Raw genomic sequence first — 20,332 nt, 5'->3', positions numbered from 1 at the left:
CCTAAAATAGGTTGACACTTAAAACAACCTATTATGGAAAAACCGACAGAGAAAAAAAGCAAGCGCACCCAGCGGGACTACACACTTGGCTTTAAACTGGCCGTGTTGGCCGAGGTAGAGCGGGGAAACCTCACCTACAAACAGGCCCAGAAAAAGTACGGCATCCAGGGAAGAAGCACCGTTTTGGTTTGGCTCCGAAAGCACGGGCGCTTAACTTGGGACCTCAACCCAGGCACCATGTCAAAGACACCCAACCAACGCATCAAAGAGCTAGAGGGCCAGCTGGGGATCCAGATCCGAAAAAAGTCTTTACCCAAACAGTCGACAAACTCAGAGAAGGAAAAGCAATGAGTTTGTCTGAGGCCTGCAGACTGTTTGGGTATTCCAGGCAAGCCTATTACCAGCGCCAGGCAAGAGCGCTGGAGCAAAAGCAGACAGCCGAACAAGTGGTGGAGCTGGTGCGGCAGATCCGCCTGCAGATGCCGCGGCTGGGCACCCGCAAGCTCTACCACCTGCTCAAGGGCAAGCTCGGGGAACTGAAGGTGGGAAGAGACAAGTTCTTTTCCATCCTCCGGGAGAAGGGGCTGCTGGTCCAGCCAAAGAAAAGCTACCATAAAACCACTAACTCAAAGCACTGGATGAAAAAGCACAGGAACCTGGTGGAGGGGCTCCGCATAGAGCGCCCTGAGCAGGCATGGGTGGCAGACATCACCTACATCCCCACCAAAGAAGGCCACAGCTACCTCTCACTGGTGACCGATGCCTATTCCAAGAAGATCATGGGCTACCACCTCTCCGGGGACCTGCGCAGGCGCTGAAGATGGCCATCGGTAGAAAGAAGTATGGCCACAGGCTGATCCACCACTCGGACCGGGGGCTGCAGTACTGCGCGCAGGAGTACCAGCAGCTGCTGGAAAAGGCGCAGATAAAGCCGAGCATGACCGAAAAATACGACCCTTACCAGAATGCGGTGGCTGAGCGCGTGAACGGCATTCTGAAGGATGAGTTTGGCCTGGAGCGGGGCTTTGCCCACCACCTGGAGGCAGTGCATGTGATCGCAGAGTCAGTGGGCATCTACAACACCCTCAGGCCCCACCTCTCGTGCCATTACCTGACACCCGAGCAGATGCACCTGCAGCAGGAACTCAAAGTAAAACAGTTGAAAAAGAAAACCTCCAACACCAAAGCATTGGAGGTCTCAAAATAAAAAGTAATTTCGTCTCAAAACCGTCAACTTATTTCAGGACGAGACAGATAATAGTTGCAGTACCGAGTCCAACCAGCCCTAACCCCTCCTGGGGGTGAAGGGGCCCCCTTTAGAGTCTAAGGCGGGGAATTTTACCTCCCCTAGCCCCTCCTAAAACAGGAGGGGGATTTCTGAAGACGATTACACACCCCTGCCCCTCTCTCTAAAAGAGGGCCCCTTCCCCCGCCTTGAGCGCACCAAAGTCAGATGTGAAACAATATGTAAGTAAGACTTAGGAGTAGAGGCAGCTCGATAAAAAGGCGGAAATACGAATTTAAACTAGAAAGCGCTTGCAAAGCAATTCAAGCTTAAAGGCTATACTACTTCACCACACCATCTAAAAGCTTCTTTACCTTCTCCTGATATACCGGCAATAAATGATTCAACCCGTTTTTAGGAGAGAGGTAGCTGATCTGGGCTTCTTTTTCTCCTAGCCTGTACATCAGCAGCCCCTGATCCGCTTCTGAGAGGTAAAATAGTTTGGCTGGTTCGCTGGCTGTGTCTATCTGGTAAACCCTGAACGTGAAATTGTTCTGAACGCGGTGTTGGGAAGGAGGACGGTTTTCGAGGTAGCGTTGCGTTACCACAGTATCCAAAGCGATCATGCTTTCAAGCTGGGTTATACTTTTGATCTCACCGTCAGTAAAATGCCACTGCTGTACCTGATGTTGACCTACCTGCTGTTGGCTATACTTTGCACTAGAAAGGTCCAGGTTCGATACCAGGCTAAATAGCTGCAAGTCGTTGTTTATACTTTGCAGCGATGCAGTTTCGGAGGTATTGTCGCTGATGAAGTATTGTTTGCTCTGCTGCAGTTTTGCAATGTCTTTCTGTATGTCCTCCCGCAGTTTTAGGTTTCCAGGGTTGGCAAATAGTATAGAAAAGAGCAGGGGAAGTATGGCGTTTAGTATCATCGGCGTTTACGGTTTATACTTTATACTTCACCTGCTCAAATCTTGTGCTAGAAATTACAGTTTAGAGTTGTCCACTACTTTCCAGGTAATATTTCCGTTGTTTACTTCATACTTCAACAGCAGGTAGCCTCCGTTGTGGCCATCTTCATAATAGGCCATGGCGTAGCGGTCGTTTAAAATACGGCTGTCGCGGATGGCCATGGTGCCGCCCATGGTGCCCTCTACGGGTATAAGCTGGCGCTGCTTGCGGTTCAGATCGTTCATCAGGTCGGTTTCAGGGTTACTCAGTCCTTTGCGCTTTAACCGTTGAATGTCGCTTTGGCTCAGTGCGCCAAGTTCATCCACAAACTCGGCCCCCGGAGGAGGCGTCATGCCCATGGTGTCAGGGGGTAACATGATGTCGGCTAGGGTGTCCTCTTCGGCAACCTCCATTTCAGGGGTGCTTCCCATTTCAGCCAGTTTATTATCGGCAATTATCAACCTGCTTTCGGCCTCGTTCTTTTTCCAGTAAAAATACATGGCCAGAAACAGCAAAGTGGCTACTAACAGCCAGGGAAGTATACTTCTCATAGTTTTGTTATTTATACTTTATGATAACCAAAGGTTATACTTCTAATATTATAGAAAAGATATGTATGAAGCTATCCTATAAAAAAAACCTGCCCCGATTACCGAAGCAGGCTCTTTATACTTTAAGTCTTTTGTCCTAAGTCAAAAGATCCTTTGTCAAAATTAAATCGTCTGGTTTACGTCGAAGTTTTCCAGGTAATCAGCCACGCGGCGCACGAACATGCCACCCAGCGAACCATCCACTACGCGGTGGTCGTAAGAGTGCGACAGGTACATGAAGTGACGGATACCGATCAGGTCGCCTTCCGGAGTCTCGATAACGGCTGGCTTTTTCTTGATAGCGCCAACTGCCATAATTGCCACCTGCGGCTGCATGATGATTGGCGTACCCATTACGTTGCCGAAAGAACCTACGTTAGATACTGTGTAAGTACCACCTGCCAGATCATCTGGCGTAAGCTTGTTCATACGGCCACGGTTTGCCAGGTCGTTCACTTTCTTGGTCAGGCCATTCAGGTTCAGCTGGTCAGCGTTCTTGATGTTCGGAACGATCAGGTTGCCAGAAGGCAAGGCCACGGCCATACCAATGTTGATGTCTTTGTGGCGGATGATCGTGCTGCCATCAACAGACACGTTGATCATTGGGTAATCTTGGATCGCTTTGGCGATAGCCTGGATGAAGATAGGAGTGAAGGTAAGGTTTTCGCCTTCGCGCTTCTTGTACTCGTTCTTCCACTTGTTTCTCCAGTTTACAATGTTGGTCACGTCGGCCTCTACAAAAGAAGTAACGTGCGGAGAGATGCGCTTGCTGTCTACCATGCGGTCGGCGATCATTTTGCGCATGCGGTCCATCTCGATAAGCTCGGTGTTGCCGCCGTAAGAGGCAGCAGGCTTAACCTGAGGCGCGGCAGCCTGCAACTGTGCGGCAGGAGCTGGTGCAGCGGCTGGTGCTGGTGCAGCGGCTGGTGCCTGTACTGGCTGTGCTTGCGGCTGTGCCTGAGGAGCAGCTGCCTGTGCCGGAGCGCCTTTACGGTTCTCCAGATAAGCCATAATGTCTTTTTTAGACACTCGGCCTTCGCTACCTGTGCCTGGCACATATTCCAGTTCCTCCATCGAGATGCCTTCTTCGCGGGCAATGTTCAGCACCAGCGGAGAGTAGAAACGGCCTGTAGCTGGCTTATCCAGTTTAGCGGCAGAAGAAGTGCTTGCGGCCGGTGCTGCTGATTCCTGTGGTGCGGCAGCCTGAGGAGCTGCTTCAGCCTGTGGCTGTGCGGCAGGGGCAGAAGAAGCGGTGTCCTCACCGTTGGTAGAGATAATAGCGATTGGTGCGCCTACGGCAACCACATCACCTTCTTTAACCAGGATCTCCTTTAAAACACCACCCTGAATTGCAGGTACTTCTGTATCCACTTTATCTGTAGCTACTTCCAGCACCGACTCATCCTGCTCAATGGTATCACCCACGTTCTTGAGCCATTTCAGTACGGTACCTTCCATGATACTCTCGCCCATTTTGGGCATAACCATTTCTACAAGTGCCATATTTTTTTATTCGTTGATCGTTTTTGAGACGTTAGATTTCAGACATAAGACACAAGAGAATCCTATAAACTGCTTAGTAAGAACAAACGCATTAATTGCTTTAAAACAAGTCTTGCATTTTGTGTCTTGCTACTTGTGTCCTAAATTCGCAAACAAAGTTAATGATTTTAGCCTATTCCTCAACGGTTGCGGTTAAACTTTGGCGCATCAGGTTTAACACGGCCATGGCGGTGTATTCAATGTTCAGGAGCCTGTCTTTGTTAAAATGCAGCAGCTTGGCCTCTGTTTTATACTTGTCGGCATAGGCTATCCAGATCGTGCCCACCGGTTTTTCTGGGGTGCCGCCGTCAGGGCCTGCAATGCCGCTGGTAGCCACGCCAATGTCGGTGCCGAACTTCTGCCTTACGTTTTCTGCCATCTCTTTTACCGTAGCCTCGCTTACGGCACCATGCTGTTGCAGGGTTTCGGGGTTCACGCCAAGTTCTCTTATCTTCACGTTGTTGTGGTAGGCAATGATGCTGCCCTGGTAATAGGCTGAGCTGCCGCTTATACTTGTAAGTTTATGCGCCAGGTAGCCGCCGGTACAGCTTTCGGCAGTGGCTATGGTCAGTCCACGCTCTTTTAGCAAGTCGCCTATGGCCGCCTCCAGGCTTAGCTCGCCAATAGCAAAAATATAGCCCGGGATTATTTGCTTTAGCTTCTCAACTTCTGCCTGTAGTTCCTGCTCCAGCGGAGCTGCATCTGAGCCAGTACCCGTCAGGCGCAGCCGAACGCCACCCAAATGCGGCAGGTAGGCCAGTTTTATGTGTTCCGGCAGGCTCATTTCCCAGTGCTCCAGTTTGTCTGCAAGTATAGATTCCGGTATGCCCACCGTTTGGATAACCTTGTGGATGATCTCCGGCGTTTTAAAGTATGATTTGAGCTTAGGCAACACAATGTCTGTCATCATGCGCTTCATCTCGAAAGGCACTCCCGGCATCGAAACGTATACTTTCCCTTCTTTCTCGAACCACATGCCCGGCGCAGTGCCTAACACATTGCGCACCGGCGTGCATGCCTCCGGCAAAAATGCCTGTTGCCTGTTAAGCTCCGTAATCTCAATGTTACGTTTCTCGAATATCTTCTTCACATCCTCCAGGGATGGCTCGTGCAATTTAAGCGTGGTGTTAAAGTATGAGGTAAGCACTACTTTGGTCAGGTCGTCTTTGGTTGGACCCAAACCGCCGGTCAGTAAAATCACATCGGCCCTGGTAGTGGCATTGTCCAAGGCCTCAATTATGTGCACGGCGCTGTCAGACACGGAGGTGATCTGCTTTACCTTGATGCCTATTTTAGTTAGCTCAGTGCCCATCCAGGCAGAGTTGGTGTCCACGATCTGGCCGTAAAGTATCTCGTCTCCGATGGTGATTATTTCGGCAATAACAGATTTCATATATATCTTGGTCTGATTTATGCGTAGGAGTTTAAAACTGATTCAAGTTAAAGATGTTCTAACGATATGAAAAAATTACTTTATACTTCTTTCATTGCGCTGGCTATTGGCGCATCTGCCTGTACGGCCACCGACATACAGCGTACCGTAGATGGCGTTATTGCCGGTACGGCCGGTGCCCCTGTTACACAGAATGAGGTTGCAGCAGGTTTAAAGCAGGCCCTGGAAATTGGTATTAAGAACGGGGCAAACCAGGCTTCTCAAACGGATGGTTATTATAAGAACTCACTTATCCGTATCCCTTTCCCGAAGGATGTGCAGCGGGTTGAGAATACCTTACGCCAGGTGGGGCTGGGCAACGAGGTAGATAAATTTATACTTACCCTGAATCGCGGAGCAGAAGATGCCGCCAAAAGTGCCGTCCCGATTTTTGTGAGCGCCATTAAGCAGATGACAATCGCCGATGCCTGGGCCATACTTAGAGGCGATAAAGATGCAGCTACACAATACCTGAAACGAACTACCTCACAGCAACTTTATAATGCCTTTAACCCTGTTATGGTAAAGTCGCTGGAGAAGACCAATGCCACCAAATATTATGGAGACCTTGTAAACCAGTATAACAAGATCCCGCTTGTGCAAAAAGTAAACCCTGACCTGGATGATTATGCCACACAAAAGGCAATAGATGGCCTGTTTATACTTGTAGCGCAGGAAGAGGCAAATATTCGTGAAAACCCGATTGCCCGTACCACAGAATTGCTGCGCCGTGTTTTCTCAAAACAGAATCAGTCTTAAGATATAGTGCCCTTTACATGGCTGAGCACCCGCTTTACTCAGAAGTATGGCGGGTGCTTTTTTTTGTGGAACATAAACCGTTGAATAAAAGTACAATACACCAAAAATGCCCAAGGCGCATTGCCGGGCATGCAGCTTACAGTACCGCCATGGAAAACAAACTTTTTAAGTATAGCCCAATTACGAAGGAGAAGGACCTGGATATTTTAATTGAAGAGGTTGGAGATGCCAGCGTAGTGATGTTGGGCGAGGCCTCACACGGAACATCAGAGTATTATACCTGGCGCACAGCCATCACAAAGCGCCTGGTGCAGGAGAAAGGGTTTAATTTTGTGGCGGTAGAAGGCGACTGGCCGGAGTGCTATGCTGTAAACCGCTTCATAAAGGGGTATCACAATTCCGGGAGTAAAATAGCCGATGTGCTGCAGGTTTTTCGTAGGTGGCCTACCTGGATGTGGGCGAACTGGGAGGTGGCAGCCTTGATAGAGTGGATGCGCGACTATAATCACTTGCGCAACCCTAACGAGAAGGCGGGTTTTTATGGTTTGGATGTCTACAGTTTGTGGGAATCGCTGGAGCAGATCATCAAGTTTCTGGAGAGCAACGACGGACAGGCAGTAGAGGCGGCAAAGATGGCGATCAATTGCTTCGAGCCTTTTAACCGTGACCCCCAGACATATGCCCGTGCAACTGCTTTTGTGCGCACAAACTGCGAAAACGAGGTAGTGGAGATGCTGCAAAAGATACAGGGTCACCGCACATTCACAGACGATCCTGAAAATGACTTTAACACACGCCAGAATGCTCTGGTTGCGGTAAATGCCGAAAAATACTACAGGGCCATGGTGAGGGGTGGAGGAAGCTCCTGGAACGTGCGCGACAGCCATATGATGGAAACCCTGGACAGGCTGCTGGAACTCCACGGACCAGACGCTAAGGCAATAGTATGGGAACACAACACCCACATCGGGGATGCCAGCTTTACCGACATGGCAGATCATGGAATGTATAACATAGGGGAGCTGGCCCGCAAGCAGTATGGGCAGAACCAGGTAAAGCTTGTTGGCTTTGGCACCTACCAGGGCAGTGTTATTGCCAGTAAGTCGTGGGGTGCCCCCATGCAGAAAATGGAAGTGCCGCCTGCCGTGGAAGGCAGTTGGGAACACATGCTACACAAGATAAGCACTGAAGACAAGATCATACTTTCCCGGGACCTGGCCGATATTCCAGATTTAGCAAATAGGATCGGGCATCGGGCAATTGGCGTGGTGTATGATGCAAAGTATGAGGCGCTCGGAAATTATGTGCCAACGGTGATTCCGGGCCGCTACGATGCCTTTGTATACTTTGACGAAACAGAGGCAGTGCATCCATTACACATGAAAGCAACATCGGGCAAAGAACCGGACCTGTATCCATGGAACTACTAATTACAGCCTAAACCCTGATTAAAAGAGAAGCCTGCAGCTATAAGATGCCGCAGGCTTCAACTTTATTAAACGAGAAAACTATTCTTGGTTATACTTGATGCCCAATGTTTATCAGACATGCTTCTGTAAGTGGCTATACTTCGACGCTAGGGTCTGTTTTTTCTACCCTGGAGCCGGCAAAGCCATAGTATACTATGTACAGGTAGCACAACAAAGGCACGATGAACGACAGCTGAAGGCTACCGGTTACGTCGGCTACATATCCCTGCAACGGAGGGATGATAGCACCTCCCACTATGGCCATTACCAACAGCGAAGAGCCCTGGCTGGTATGCACACCCAAACCTTTAATGGCAAGCGTAAAGATAGTCGGGAACATGATGGAGTTGAACAAGCCAACTGCAATTACGGCCCACATAGCTACGGCACCAGTGGTTAACATCGTGATCAGAAGCAAGGTAATTACCGCAGCGGCAAAGAAGCCCAGCGTCCTGTTTGGCAGGAACCTGCCCAGTAACAGCACCAGGAAGTTCACAGCGATAAGGCCCAGCACGATCAGGGCTTCCTGCTGACCATAGATGGCGAATATCATGGTAACCACAATGGCTGTAATGGCTGCGATGATCATGTACTTACGGCCTTTGTTCTTGAACTCTGCCAGCGCCACTGCCCCGAAGAACCTTCCGATCATGGCACCACCCCAGAAAAAGGCCAGGTAGTGTCCGCCTTCTGCCTCCGAAAGGCCCGCAATCTCCGGTAAACTGAAGAAGTTGATAAGTGTGCTGCCAATAGCTACCTCACCGCCTACATACATAAAGATACAGATCACACCCAGCACCAGGTGGCGGTATTTTAGCGCACCTGCATCGGCCACAATGCGGCCTTCACCTTTAATGTGCGGCAGATTAGCAAGTTTGATCAGCACGGCAATAGCTACCAGCGTGGCGGCAAGCCCCAGGTAAGGGAGTTTTACAGAAGCGGCTGTATCATCCATCGCCTGCACACCTTCAAAGATCAGGTAGCCACCCACTAAAGGCGCCACAGTGGTACCAAATGAGTTGAGTGCCTGCGTCAGGTTCAGGCGGCTGGCAGCGCCCTCGGGCCTGCCCAGCACGGTAACGTATGGGTTGGCCGCGATCTGAAGTATGGTAATGCCCGAAGCCAGCACGAACAAGGCCATCAAAAAGAAGCCATAGCTGTGGTAATCGGCTGCAGGGTAAAAAAGGGCACAACCGATGGCAGCTACAATCAGCCCCACAATAATGCCGTTCTTATAGCCTATTTTCATGATAGGGTCTCCCTTAGTCATGGAAAAAACAAAGTATAGCAAGGAGATAATAAAGTAAGCCCCGAAAAAGGCTGTCTGGATAAGCATGGCCTGCCAGTGCTGCAGTACAAACACCTGTTGCAGTTTTGGTATCAGGATGTCGTTCATGCAGGTAATAAAGCCCCACATAAAGAACAGCAGCGTTACAACGATCAGCGGACCGGTAAAGCTTTTGCCATTGTCCAGTCCAGTATCTGACGAAGCAACGGTTGGTTTAGAAGAAGGTGAGGTTACAGCCATAGTATAAAGGTTAAACGGGGTTAGTGTTTTCGGTTAGTTTTTTAAGCTTGATTCATACTTCACGGAGCCATCCTTCAGTAATGTAAAGGCGGCTTCCTGCACGTCACGCGAGTTAGGGCCAACAAATACCTTGAAGTCGCCGGGTTCTGCACCGTAGGTAAGGTCGGCACGCCAGAAAGCAAGGTCTGCAGGAGTGATGGTAAACGTAACTGTCTTTTTCTCGCCAGGCGTAAAGGCCAGTTTCTGGAATTTTTTCAACTCTTTCACTGGTCTTGTGATGCTGCCCACCAGGTCGCGGGTATAAAGCTGTATTACTTCTTCACCGGCATACTTGCCTGTGTTGGTAACATCTATACTTACCTGCAGCTGGCCTGCCGCAGCTAGCTTGTCGCTGCTTATCTTCAGGTTGTCATACGTATACGTGTTGTAGCTTAGTCCGTAGCCGAATGGGTAAAGCGGCGTGTTAGGCACATCGCGGTACCTGGATCTGTACACACGCTCCGAACCTGGCTCGGAATGGTTGCCTTCGTAGGCGCGGCCTGTATTTTTGTGGTTGTAGTATAAAGGCAACTGGCCAACGGCTCTCGGGAAAGATACCGGCAGCTTGCCCGATGGATTATACTCCCCGAACAACACGCTGGCTACGGCATTGCCAGCCTCAGATCCTAAAGACCAGGTGGCAAGTATGGTTGGCACATGCTCATCAAGCCAGGTAAGTTCTAAAGCACGGCCACTGCTAACCAGCGCAATGATCGGTTTACCTGTAGCATGGATTGCCTTTACAAGGTCCAATTGCACGCCTGGCAAACTGACATCAGCTCTTGATGCGCCTTCGCCGTTCATTACGGCACTTTCGCCAAGCGCCATTACCACTACATCAGCATTTTTAGCGGCAGCCACCGCTTCATCAAACTTAGCTTTGGAGTTGCTGTACAGCTCACATCCTTCGGCATAGCTTACTTCTACGCCTTTCGCATACTTTTTTATGCCTTCCAGGAACGATACTGGGTGCTGTGCCTCTCCGAAGAAAGACCAAGTGCCGTTCATGTCTTCTTTGTTATTTCCCAACGGGCCTATTACAGCTATCTTTTGTTTTTTCGATGGGTTTAATGGAAGTAGGGTTTTCTCGTTTTTCAGTAGCACGATAGAGCGCTGCGCCATCTCAAATGCGGCCTTCAGGTTCTCCTGAGAGCGGATCTCCTTCTTCTCGGTTTTAGTGTTACTGTATAAGTATGGGTTATCGAACAGGCCAAGCTTAAATTTTAGCCACAGCACTCTGCGTACGGCATCGTCCAGGTATTTCTGGTCCACTTTACCGGTCTTTACCATTTTAGGCAGTTCTTTCAGGTAGATCTCAGCCATCATGTCCAGATCGGTACCGGCTTTTAGGGCAAGCTCTCCGGCGTGTGCGCTGTCGCGGGCATAACCGTGCGCTGTCATTTCCCAGATATTCTGCCAGTCAGAGATCACTACGCCTTTAAAGCCCCACTCGTCCCTGAGTATGTCGCGCATTACTTTTGTGTGGGCAGTGGCAGGTATACCGTTCAGCTCGTTAAAAGAGGTCATGATAGTGGCGGAACCGGCATCCAGGGCCGCTTTAAATGGAGGCAGGTAGGTGTTGCGGAGCTCATACTCTGATATGTCCACTGTGTTGTAATCACGGCCGGCCTCTGCTGCACCGTAAGCCACAAAGTGTTTTACGCAGGCAGCAATGGTATTAGGGTCTGCTAAGCTTTTTCCCTGAAAGCCTTTAACACGTGCCGCAGTCATCAAAGACACCAGGTAAGGGTCTTCGCCGGCGCCTTCTGCCGTTCTTCCCCAGCGGGCATCGCGCGCCACATCGGCCATAGGTGCAAACGTAAGGTTAATGCCCGATGCTGCAGACTCCCTGGCAGCCACGCGTGCACTTTTCTCAACAGCAGCCAGGTCCCAGCTTGCTGCTTCGCCCAATGGTATCGGGAACACTGTTTTGAAACCATGTATCACATCGGCGCCAATCAGCAATGGTATACCCAGTCGCGACTGTTCCACAGCGATTTTCTGAAGTTTTCCAATATAGGCGGCTCCATGGATGTTGAATATGCCGGTGATCTGCCCTTTCCGGATAGCTTCGTTAAACACATCTGATTCCGAGGTTCTGACGGTAGGCCCGGTGTTAAACAGGTCGCCGACTACAAAATTCAGCTGGCCGGCTTTTTCTTCCAGCGTCATTTTGGCGAGCAGGTCTTCGATACGCTGCTCTGTTTTATCCTTTTTTTCTCCTTGCTTAAACGAGGAGAAGAGCATTGCAGAGCCGATTACGGCAAGCAGCAGGATGGGGATAAAAGTTTTTTTCATACTATTTCTTTTAGTGAACCCGACTTTCAAAGTATGGCCAGAAGGGTTAGCTATTTTATATTAAATGATCAGTATCCGTTTTATGATGATGCCTTCCCGGGTATGCAGGTGGCAAAAGTATAAGCCTGGGGTCACGTCGGTTTGTACGCTAAGCCCACTGGCTGCACTTGCTGTAATTTGTGCGCTTACTTCTTTGCCAAATGCGTTGTAAAAGCGCATTTCTTTTATTCTGATGCTTTGGTTTAGCTGTATGCTAAATTTTCCGCTGCTAGGGTTAGGGTAAACACGCACCTGCTCGTTATTGAATTCTGACTTTATACTTAGCAGTGAGGCATTGCTGGCAACCAGGTTCGAGAAGGTGGAGGTGCCGTTGTTATTGGCAGCCTGTACCTTGTACACATAGCCATTGTCCGGATTAACCGCATCGGTGTATTGCTTTGTGTTGGCTGCCAGTGATGCTATTTCGGTAAAAGGACCGTTCTGCGACTGAGAGCGGTACACTTTAAAGTTGTCTTCGTTGGCGGCGTTATCCTGCCAGGTTAAGGTTACGGAGCTGGTTGTTTTCGTTAATCTTAAGTGAGAAGGGCGTTTAGGTACAGACGGGATACTTTGGCGAACGCTGAAGTGATCGATCCAGAAGGTGTCGCTGCCCGGAGAACCCAGAATGCCATAGTTCACCAGTATTCTGATCTGTTTTACCTTGGTGCCGTCTATTTGCCCGGAGCCGGTGCCAAACAGGTTTCTGTAATCAAAATAGTAGGTAAAGTACTCGTTATCGTCGATCAGGGGGCTCAGGGTGAAAACACTGCTTGTGCCGGTTACCTTCCCTGCCTCATCAATCAGGTCGAGGCGCAGCAGTACGTTTTCGCTTTCGTTGCGTGTTCTCAGGTTAACAGCTAAAACAGGATAGCCGCTCATATTGAGCGGCTCTGTTAGGGTATAGATTATCTGTGGTAATGCACTTGGGTTCGTTACCTGGTAGCTTACCTTTAGTGCGTTATTTTCCTGGCTAAAGTTAAAAGTGCCCCCGCTGCTTATAAGTTTAGCTGATGGCAAGGCATTGAAATCTTCAATCAAGAAAGCTTCGCCTTCTGGTGTCTGAGTTGTGGTTACATTCAGTGTTTTCTGGTAGTTCTGCCCGTTCAGGTGCATCGTTACTTTTACCTGGCCTGGGTTAGTTCCCCAGTTTACCTTGATCTCAGAAGTACCAACACCGGATGTGATGCTAACCCCAGCGGGTACTTCCCAGGTATAAGCGGCACCATTTACTTTACTGGCTTTAAAGGTTATGTTCTGTGCACCAGGGTTTACAGAAGCTGGTCCTGATAGCTTTAACTCTGTGAAGGTCTGGTAAACGCGAACATAGTCAACTTCGAAGCGTGCAGTAGTCAGGGCCGGGTCAATACCATTTTTCTGCCCGTTGGTTTCATACTTTGTGTCGCTTCCCCAGTTACCGCCCATAGCCAGGTTAATAATGATAAACTGCGGGTCAGTGAAAGGCCAGGTAGCGGCATCTTTGTTAGCCGGGGCGTAAGTATAAAACAGGTTATTGTCGATGTAAAATTTGATGGCATCAGGTGTCCATTCGGCTGCGTACACGTGAAAGTTATCGCCGTAATCGCTTACTATGGTTGAGCCAGTGTTTACAGTGTTGCCGTAACTGGATGGCGTATGCAAGGTTCCGTGCATCCTACCGGGGTCCTTTCCGACATGCTCCATCACATCGATCTCGCCGCAGGCAGGCCAGCCCTTTGTAGTTATACTTTCACCCAGCATCCAGAGGGCAGGCCATGTGCCAGAGCCCTTTGGCAGTTTTGCCCTGAACTCAATCCGGCCGTAGGTAAAGTTAAATTTGCCTTGGGTTTTAATGCGTGCTGATGTCCAGGCACCGTTTACTTTGTTGGCTTCAATAACCAGGTTGCCGCCACTCCGGCGTACATTGCTGCTGTTATTAGTATAGGCTTGTACTTCGTTGTTACCCCAGCCGCCTTGCCCTGTACCCAGGTCGTAGCTCCAGAAGGTTGGGTCCGGGGCACCTTCGCCTTCAAACTCATCATTCCACACCAGCTCGTTAAAGCCACCGGTCTGAGAAAACGCAGGCAACGACAAGCATAGCAGCATGGAAAGTACTGTTAAGGCTTTGTTTAAAAATTTCATTGAAAAGCGGATTTGAGCAATGGCAGAGCTACAAGTGCTGCCGCCCTGCCATTGCTGGTAAATTAATTATTGATAGAGCTGGAAATCATCGATGTAGAAGATACCAGCGTTGAAGTGGCCTTCACCACCTATCTGTATCAGGATGCGGTCCAGGTCCTTGCGGCTGGCGGCGCTGCTAAAGTCGAAGGTTAACTCTACCCATTTGTCGAGTTGCGTTACCTGCTGTTTCACTTCCACCTGCGATACCCAAGGCTGACCATCTTCAGAGTTCTGCAGCTTTACAGATACCTGCTTCAACAGGTTCTTTACAGCCCAGTCGTAGCCTGCCTCGGTTGTATAATCGTTGAAGCTCGGCATGAACACCTTTAACTTGATCTTGTTCTTTGCAGTAAGGTCCATTTTGTGATCAAGGGTAACAGAGATGTTCGCAAAGGCAAACTCTTCACCGGCTTTCTTGATGTACTGCCCAACTTTAGCGGATGTGTTGATCGGCAGGGGTGCAGGGTTATCGTATGTTTCGTTGAATACGGCCTGGTCTGTTTTCCAAACTACATTACCAGGCGTATCGAAGTCATCTTTCAGATCTGCTGGCACTTTGTATGGCTTTACAGGAACCGGTCTGGTATAGCCTTTAGGCACTAAGCGCTGATACCAAGCCAATGCATCATTTTTAGAGTCAAGCTGGCGAACATACAGTTCATTTTCAGTTAGTGTCAGGATCTCATACTTCGAAACGCCTGTAAAGTAGCCGAAGAAACCGTTGTTGGAGATGCTCAGGTATTTCTTACCGCCTTCTTCAGTAATTGTCCAGGTCAGGCCTGTTTGCGGCTGGTAAGACACTTTCTGGTCACCATTTGCAGGATTTCCGCCCAATGTTGCAGCATGCGCGCCGTTTACGAAAGTATCGCCGTTGTTATTGTACACATAGCTGAAACCATCCAGTTTAAAGGTCATTTCATCATCATAAAGACCCAAACCGGCTTTATCGTTCTTTGGGGCTTGCCACCACTCCGGTGTAGTACCAGAAGAAGGACCAACTCCCATGTGGCCAATCTCTTCTTTATCTACTACCCAGGTTTTGCCTTGCAGGGCGTTGGCGCCACCAGTCAGGAAGTTGTAATCCTCACGGTCCAGCATAAGCGCATTGGTCTTCGCAATGGTTACTTTCTTGCTGTTGGAGGCCGCTCCGCCACTGGTGTACATGGTAAGCGTTACCGTATACTCACCTTTTAAAGGGTAGGCAGCAGTTACCTGCATGCCAGTTGCGGTTTCACCGTTGCCAAAATCCCACACGGCCTTAAACCCAGGGGCGTTTGCCTTAAAATTAACAATGTTAGGGTTGGTAGCATCAGGCTGTACTGTAAACTGTACCTGCTCAGAGGTAGGTGCTGGGCCCAGGCTACCATCCTCTTCTTCGCAGCTGCTGAAAGTGAAAGTTAGTAGCAAAAGAGCCGTTATATAGGAGAGATATCTTTTCATGATATGAATCTTTTAAATGATTAATAACCTGCGTTTTGTTTCAGCAAACCATTGGAGATCGCGATCTCGCTCTGCGGTATCGGGAAGAACCCTTTGGTGGCAGGCTTGAACGAGATGTTAAAGTCGGCCTGGTCGCCAACATACTCAGGGCCACGGGTACCACTTACCGTAATTCGTTGGTTAGCGACTGTAAGCCCCTGTCTTAACAGGTCCCAGTAACGATGGCCTTCCAGCGCAAGCTCAACCCTGCGTTCTTTGTAGATGTTATCCAGGGTTGCCGGTACGGGGGCTAATCCCACACGTGTGCGTACCCTGTCCAGGTACTGCTGTGCGTTGCCACCTGTTTTAGCAGCCAGCTCCGCCGCCATCAAAAGCACGTCGCTAAAGCGGACAGAACGGTAGTTGTTGCCCCAGTTAAGCTCCTGCTGACCTGATTTAGGCGTGTAGTCTTTAGATGTTGTATACTTCTGGCTGAAGTATCCGGTGTGCTGGTAGCCTTTGTCAAGTTCTCCGTTCAGTTCTTTTTGCTCCAGTATGGTGGCATCCCGGCGTGGGTCGTTGGCCTCGAAGGCATTGTATAAGGACTGTGTGGCCGGTGCAAAGCTCCAGCCGCGCTCATAACTTTCTACAGCAGGGGTAACAACGCGTGGGCCCTGCATTTGCGGCTGCATGTTGCCTTCGCCTCCCTGAATATAACCCCAGTCATACCATGGGTTAGCGTCGGAGTAAGCTATTTCCCAAACAGATTCCGGGCTATACTCACCACTCTTCTTAAAGTTATCAGCATAGTTTGCAAGCAGTATGTGTCCGCTGTTGTCTATGATGTCTTTTAAGTGGTTCAGGGCACGGGCAGCGTCTACGGTGGTGTTACCGGCTTTAAGCTGCGCATTGTAAACACCGTTATAGAACAGGTAAGTACGCGCCAGAAGGGCTTTAGCAGCCCATTTGGTTACACGCCCCTGGTTGGCACGCAGGGTGCTTGCCGGCAGGTTCGGGATAGCCTCCTCAAGGTCTTTTGCAATCTGGTCGTAAACTGCCTGAGGAGATGCCTGTGGCTGGTTATACTCACTTGGGTTTACCAGTGTGTTTAGTACAAGTGGCACGTTCTCATACATGCGTACCAGGTCCAGATAGAAATGCGCTCTCAGGAATTTAGCCTCGGCCGTAATCCTGTCTTTAACCTCTTTGCTTGCGTCAATGCCATCAATTTTCTCAAGCAGGAGATTTGCACGGTAAATCCCGATGTAATGCTTTCTCCACATCCCTTGTATCTCAGGGTTTGAAGTACGGATGTTGTGCATATCCACCTCAATGATGTTTGGCGCATCAGTACGGCTTGCTCCGCCTGCGAAAGCATCATCAGAAGCGATGTCCATAAACATCGGGGTAGGGTGGAAGCCGATAACTGTGTTCCACTGCAGTACATCATAGATACTTGTCAGGGCTTCCATGGCATCTGCCTCTGTCTGGTAGAAGTTGGACTCTACGCGTGCGTCTTTAGGCTGAAGGTCAAGGAAATCGTCGCAGCTTGTTGTGCCCAGGGCAAGGGCGGCAACAAAAGCAATTCTTGCAGTATTTTTAACTATATATTTCATAAATGTCTTGGCTTAGAATGTTGCGTTTAGACCAACTCTGAAAATGCGTGCTTGTGGGTAAATACCTCTGTCAACACCTATATCCAGCGTACCACGGGCACCTATCTCAGGATCGAAACCGGTGTATTCTGTAAATGTCAGCAGGTTGTCACCGGAAACATACACACGCATGTTTGTTAGGTGAATCTTGGAAAGCAAGCTGTTGGAGAAGTTGTATCCCAGCTGTAGGGTTTTCAGACGAACGTAGTCACCATCTTCGATGTATATATCAGATATTCTGGTATAGTTGCCGTTCGTGTCGTTCCAGGTAAAGCGCGGATACTTGTCAGAAGTGCCTTCTCCAGTCCAGCGGTTCAGGAATTTCGTCTGCATGTTGGAAGTAACCAGGTCGTGTCGGCGTGTACCGTTGAAAATCTGGTGGCCGAAAGCACCATTGAAGAAGGCGCTCAGATCAAAGTTTTTATACTTCAGATCCAGGTTGTAGCCAAGAACCATCTTAGGAGTTGGGTTACCGATGTTGGTTCTGTCAGCGTCTGAGATCACTCCATCACCGTTCAGGTCCTTAAAGCGGATATCACCCGGCTGTGCGTTTGGCTGTAGAAGTGCTCCGGATGCGTTTTTGTAAGAAGCAACCTCTTCTGCGTTCTGGAAGATGCCATCTGTTTCAAAACCCCAGAAGTAGGCGAAAGGCTGTCCAGGTATACTTCTGGAAACGATGCCATACGTAGCAAAGTTGGCACCGATCAATACACCTTCCGCATTATTTATACTTATTACTTCGTTGCGGTTAAAGCTGCCATTGATAGATGTTCTGTAGCTGAAATCATTTATACTTCCATTATAACCAAGTGCCAGCTCAATGCCTCTGTTTCTTACTTCGCCGCCATTCACGGTTGGGGGATTGTTACCAACAGTACCAGGAATTGGCGCTTCTACCAGCAAGCCTTTTGTTGTTTTGATGTAATAGTCTGCCTCAAGCGACAAGCGACTGTTGAAGAAGTATAAGTCAAGACCGAAGTTAGATTGCTCTGATGTCTCCCACTCTAAGAAAGGGTTGGCTACTCTTACTGGTGATGCACCGCTAATGTATCGTTCATCTCCATCAAAGAAAGTATAACCACGGCCTACCCCGATTACAGATGCCCAGGTATAGTTACCGATGTTCTCGTTACCGTTCTGGCCCCATGAGGCACGAAGCTTGGCAAAGTTTATAAAGCTCTGCTCCGGAAAGAAAGATTCATTGGAAATGATCCAACCTGCTGAAATTGAAGGGAAAGTGGCAAATTGTCTTTCACGGCCAAATCTTGAAGAACCATCTCTTCTCAAAATACCTGATAGAAGATATTTTTCATTATAGTTATAGTTTACCCTGCCAAAGAATGATAACAAGGCATTCTCTCCGAAGAAACCACCTACCTGAGCGCCGTTTGCATCCGTTGCCAGGTTTAGGTAGGCCATGGCAGGATCGTTGGTAACCAAACCAGTTTTTGATGCAAATACATTGTCGGCTTCGCTTTTCAGGGCAGTTGTGCCGAGTGTTACGCCTACATTGTGGTTGCCAAAGGCTTTGTTATAGTTCAATACATTCTCAGCCTGCCAGGTATAGTATTTAATAGTCTCTTTAGAAACCAGAGAATTGGTGTTCTTCTGGGCAGAGTTTAAATAAAACCTCGGATTGAAATTGTTGTTGGTAACGTAGGCCAGGTCAACACCGAAACTAGATCTGAACGTGAAATTCTTTAAGAACTCAATATCTGCATAGGCATTGGCAACCAGCTTGTCTACTTTAGTTGTGCCATTGAGCACTGCTAGTCTTGCCAGTGGGTTAACTACTTCCTGTGCCACGTAAGGAGAGATGCCATATACGTTACCGTTTGGATCTCTTACTATATAAGGAGATGCGTAAGTTGATGATTTTAATTTGGCAGGGTCAGTTTCGAAGATCGGCGTTAGTGGGTCCAGGTTGATCGCATTGTTTAATAAGCCGCCAAATTCCTGGTTAGGGTCTATGGCTCTGCGGTTGATGTTAGTATACGCCAGGTTAGTTCCTACTTTCAGGAAGCTCTTTACCTGGTTGTCTGCATTCAGTCTTAAAGTATAGCGCTTAAAATTAGACTTGTCGCCGCCTACTATACCATTCTGGTCGAAAAACGAGAAGTTGGAGTAGTAACTTGTCTTTTCATTGCCACCACTTACTGCTACCTGGTGGTTCATGATCTTTTCGTTCTCACCGAATAGGGCACTTTGCCAATCCGTACCGCCGGTTAGTGTATTAGCATTTGGGAAGAGCGGTGTTAAGTTTGCGTTGGCGGCGCCTTCATTCATCATAATGGCGTACTCACGTGCATCCAGCAGGTCCAGCTTTTTCCAGGGATTCTGTATACCTACATAACCTTCATAAGATACTCGCATCTTGCCGTCCTTTGAGCCGCTCTTTGTTTTTATCAGAACCACACCATTAGCTGCTCTGGCACCATAAATAGCAGAAGAAGCCGCATCTTTCAGTACCTCCATCGACTCAATGTCGTTCGGGTTAAGGAAATCGATGCCACCTACCGGGAAGCCGTCTACTATATAAAGTGGAGCAGCATTGCCAGATGTACCGATACCCCTGATGCGTACTGTTGGGGCATCACCTGGCTGACCTGAAACGTTTGCTACCTGTACACCCGTAACACGGCCTTGCAGCGCCTGCTCAACTCGTAAAACTGGTGTTTCGGTAATTTCTTCAGGTCTAACTGAGCTGATAGCCCCTGTCAGTTCGCTGCGGCGTTGTGTACCATAACCTACAACCACAACCTCTTCTAACATTTTTGTGTTCTCAGCCAGTTTTATGTCGATCACTGACCTGTTATTGATAGGCACATCCTGAGATATGTAGCCTATGAATGAAAAGCGTAGGGTATTCCCGTTATCAGGAACCTTAAGCGAATATTGTCCCTGAGCGTCTGTAGTCGTGCCAACAGACATCCCTTTGACCACTACACTAACTCCCGGCAGTGGAATACCTTCTTTGGCGGTTGTTACCCGCCCGGTCACGGTAGTTTGTGCATAAGCCACCCCGTAGAGCTGGAGTAGCAGTAACAGTATGATTTTCCTCATGATTAAAGCTTATAGGTGAGTGATCGTTTAATAGCTTGAAGTACTCGAATTATTGCTATAAAAACTAAGAAATGCCTACATCAAGAATACATCAGATGCTTGTAAGCTATACAACAAGAATACATCAAAATGGTTAAAATCTTTGTTTTTGATAAAATAATGA

The 20,332-nt window shown here is 48.8% G+C and carries 12 protein-coding genes and 1 pseudogene; 3 read left to right on the top strand and 10 right to left on the bottom strand.

What is annotated here, in order from left to right:
- The first annotated feature begins 33 nt into the window (after positions 1-33).
- Positions 34-1,207 (top strand): annotated as a pseudogene (locus AC4BAP_RS03350) (IS3 family transposase).
- Between the two features lie 359 nt (positions 1,208-1,566).
- Here the strand turns inward: AC4BAP_RS03350 and AC4BAP_RS03345 are convergent.
- The 4 genes from AC4BAP_RS03345 to AC4BAP_RS03330 form a co-directional block, all read right to left on the bottom strand.
- Complete coding sequence (locus tag AC4BAP_RS03345) at positions 1,567-2,160, bottom strand: hypothetical protein (RefSeq protein ID WP_490581206.1); 594 nt, start codon at positions 2,158-2,160, stop codon at positions 1,567-1,569.
- Between the two features lie 54 nt (positions 2,161-2,214).
- The gene (locus AC4BAP_RS03340; protein ID WP_490581205.1) at positions 2,215-2,730 is read right to left on the bottom strand and encodes a hypothetical protein; all 516 of its coding nucleotides are present in this window, start codon (positions 2,728-2,730) and stop codon (positions 2,215-2,217) included.
- Between the two features lie 162 nt (positions 2,731-2,892).
- Positions 2,893-4,272: a dihydrolipoamide acetyltransferase family protein gene (locus AC4BAP_RS03335; protein WP_490581204.1), complete on the bottom strand. Its 1,380-nt coding sequence runs from the start codon at positions 4,270-4,272 to the stop codon at positions 2,893-2,895.
- 172 nt (positions 4,273-4,444) lie between these two features.
- A complete protein-coding gene (locus AC4BAP_RS03330) occupies positions 4,445-5,704 on the bottom strand; it encodes a competence/damage-inducible protein A (protein WP_490581203.1) in 1,260 nt (419 codons plus the stop codon).
- 66 nt (positions 5,705-5,770) lie between these two features.
- Here AC4BAP_RS03330 and AC4BAP_RS03325 point away from each other — a divergent pair, with 66 nt between their 5' ends.
- Together AC4BAP_RS03325 and AC4BAP_RS03320 are read left to right on the top strand one after the other, a co-directional pair.
- Positions 5,771-6,502, top strand: a complete 732-nt coding sequence (locus AC4BAP_RS03325; protein ID WP_490581202.1) for a DUF4197 domain-containing protein — start codon at positions 5,771-5,773, stop codon at positions 6,500-6,502.
- A 149-nt stretch (positions 6,503-6,651) separates the two neighbouring features.
- Positions 6,652-7,932 carry an erythromycin esterase family protein gene (locus AC4BAP_RS03320; protein WP_490581201.1) on the top strand — a complete coding sequence of 427 codons (1,281 nt, stop codon included), beginning with the start codon at positions 6,652-6,654 and terminating at the stop codon, positions 7,930-7,932.
- 133 nt (positions 7,933-8,065) lie between these two features.
- Here the strand turns inward: AC4BAP_RS03320 and AC4BAP_RS03315 are convergent, their stop codons facing one another.
- From AC4BAP_RS03315 to AC4BAP_RS03290, 6 genes are all read right to left on the bottom strand, one after another.
- Positions 8,066-9,499 carry a sugar MFS transporter gene (locus AC4BAP_RS03315; RefSeq protein WP_490581200.1) on the bottom strand — a complete coding sequence of 478 codons (1,434 nt, stop codon included), beginning with the start codon at positions 9,497-9,499 and terminating at the stop codon, positions 8,066-8,068.
- A gap of 33 nt (positions 9,500-9,532) precedes the next feature.
- Entirely contained in the window at positions 9,533-11,836 is a 2,304-nt protein-coding gene (bglX, locus tag AC4BAP_RS03310; protein ID WP_490581199.1) for a beta-glucosidase BglX, read from the bottom strand.
- A 60-nt stretch (positions 11,837-11,896) separates the two neighbouring features.
- Positions 11,897-13,993: a family 16 glycosylhydrolase gene (locus AC4BAP_RS03305; protein WP_490581198.1), complete on the bottom strand. Its 2,097-nt coding sequence runs from the start codon at positions 13,991-13,993 to the stop codon at positions 11,897-11,899.
- 66 nt (positions 13,994-14,059) lie between these two features.
- The gene (locus AC4BAP_RS03300) at positions 14,060-15,472 is read right to left on the bottom strand and encodes a PKD domain-containing protein (protein ID WP_490581197.1); all 1,413 of its coding nucleotides are present in this window, start codon (positions 15,470-15,472) and stop codon (positions 14,060-14,062) included.
- Between the two features lie 20 nt (positions 15,473-15,492).
- Positions 15,493-17,067, bottom strand: a complete 1,575-nt coding sequence (locus AC4BAP_RS03295; protein ID WP_490581196.1) for a RagB/SusD family nutrient uptake outer membrane protein — start codon at positions 17,065-17,067, stop codon at positions 15,493-15,495.
- Positions 17,068-17,079: 12 nt separating this feature from the next.
- A complete protein-coding gene (locus AC4BAP_RS03290) occupies positions 17,080-20,169 on the bottom strand; it encodes a SusC/RagA family TonB-linked outer membrane protein (protein WP_490581195.1) in 3,090 nt (1,029 codons plus the stop codon).
- Positions 20,170-20,332 lie beyond the last annotated feature (163 nt).

The organism is Pontibacter sp. GD7, assembly GCF_058216375.1.
The sequence above is the reverse complement of the archived record's forward strand: the minus strand, read 5'-3'. Positions and strand labels throughout refer to the sequence as shown.

Excerpts from the sequence above, each read along its gene's own strand:
- AC4BAP_RS03345 (WP_490581206.1), bottom strand. The coding sequence starts at position 2,160 with ATGATACTAAACGCCATACTTCCCCTGCTCTTTTCTATACTATTTGCC.
- AC4BAP_RS03325 (WP_490581202.1), top strand. The coding sequence starts at position 5,771 with ATGAAAAAATTACTTTATACTTCTTTCATTGCGCTGGCTATTGGCGCA.
- AC4BAP_RS03340 (WP_490581205.1), bottom strand. The coding sequence starts at position 2,730 with ATGAGAAGTATACTTCCCTGGCTGTTAGTAGCCACTTTGCTGTTTCTG.
- AC4BAP_RS03315 (WP_490581200.1), bottom strand. The coding sequence starts at position 9,499 with ATGGCTGTAACCTCACCTTCTTCTAAACCAACCGTTGCTTCGTCAGAT.
- AC4BAP_RS03290 (WP_490581195.1), bottom strand. The coding sequence starts at position 20,169 with ATGAGGAAAATCATACTGTTACTGCTACTCCAGCTCTACGGGGTGGCT.
- AC4BAP_RS03330 (WP_490581203.1), bottom strand. The coding sequence starts at position 5,704 with ATGAAATCTGTTATTGCCGAAATAATCACCATCGGAGACGAGATACTT.
- AC4BAP_RS03305 (WP_490581198.1), bottom strand. The coding sequence starts at position 13,993 with ATGAAATTTTTAAACAAAGCCTTAACAGTACTTTCCATGCTGCTATGC.
- bglX (WP_490581199.1), bottom strand. The coding sequence starts at position 11,836 with ATGAAAAAAACTTTTATCCCCATCCTGCTGCTTGCCGTAATCGGCTCT.
- AC4BAP_RS03320 (WP_490581201.1), top strand. The coding sequence starts at position 6,652 with ATGGAAAACAAACTTTTTAAGTATAGCCCAATTACGAAGGAGAAGGAC.
- AC4BAP_RS03300 (WP_490581197.1), bottom strand. The coding sequence starts at position 15,472 with ATGAAAAGATATCTCTCCTATATAACGGCTCTTTTGCTACTAACTTTC.
- AC4BAP_RS03335 (WP_490581204.1), bottom strand. The coding sequence starts at position 4,272 with ATGGCACTTGTAGAAATGGTTATGCCCAAAATGGGCGAGAGTATCATG.
- AC4BAP_RS03295 (WP_490581196.1), bottom strand. The coding sequence starts at position 17,067 with ATGAAATATATAGTTAAAAATACTGCAAGAATTGCTTTTGTTGCCGCC.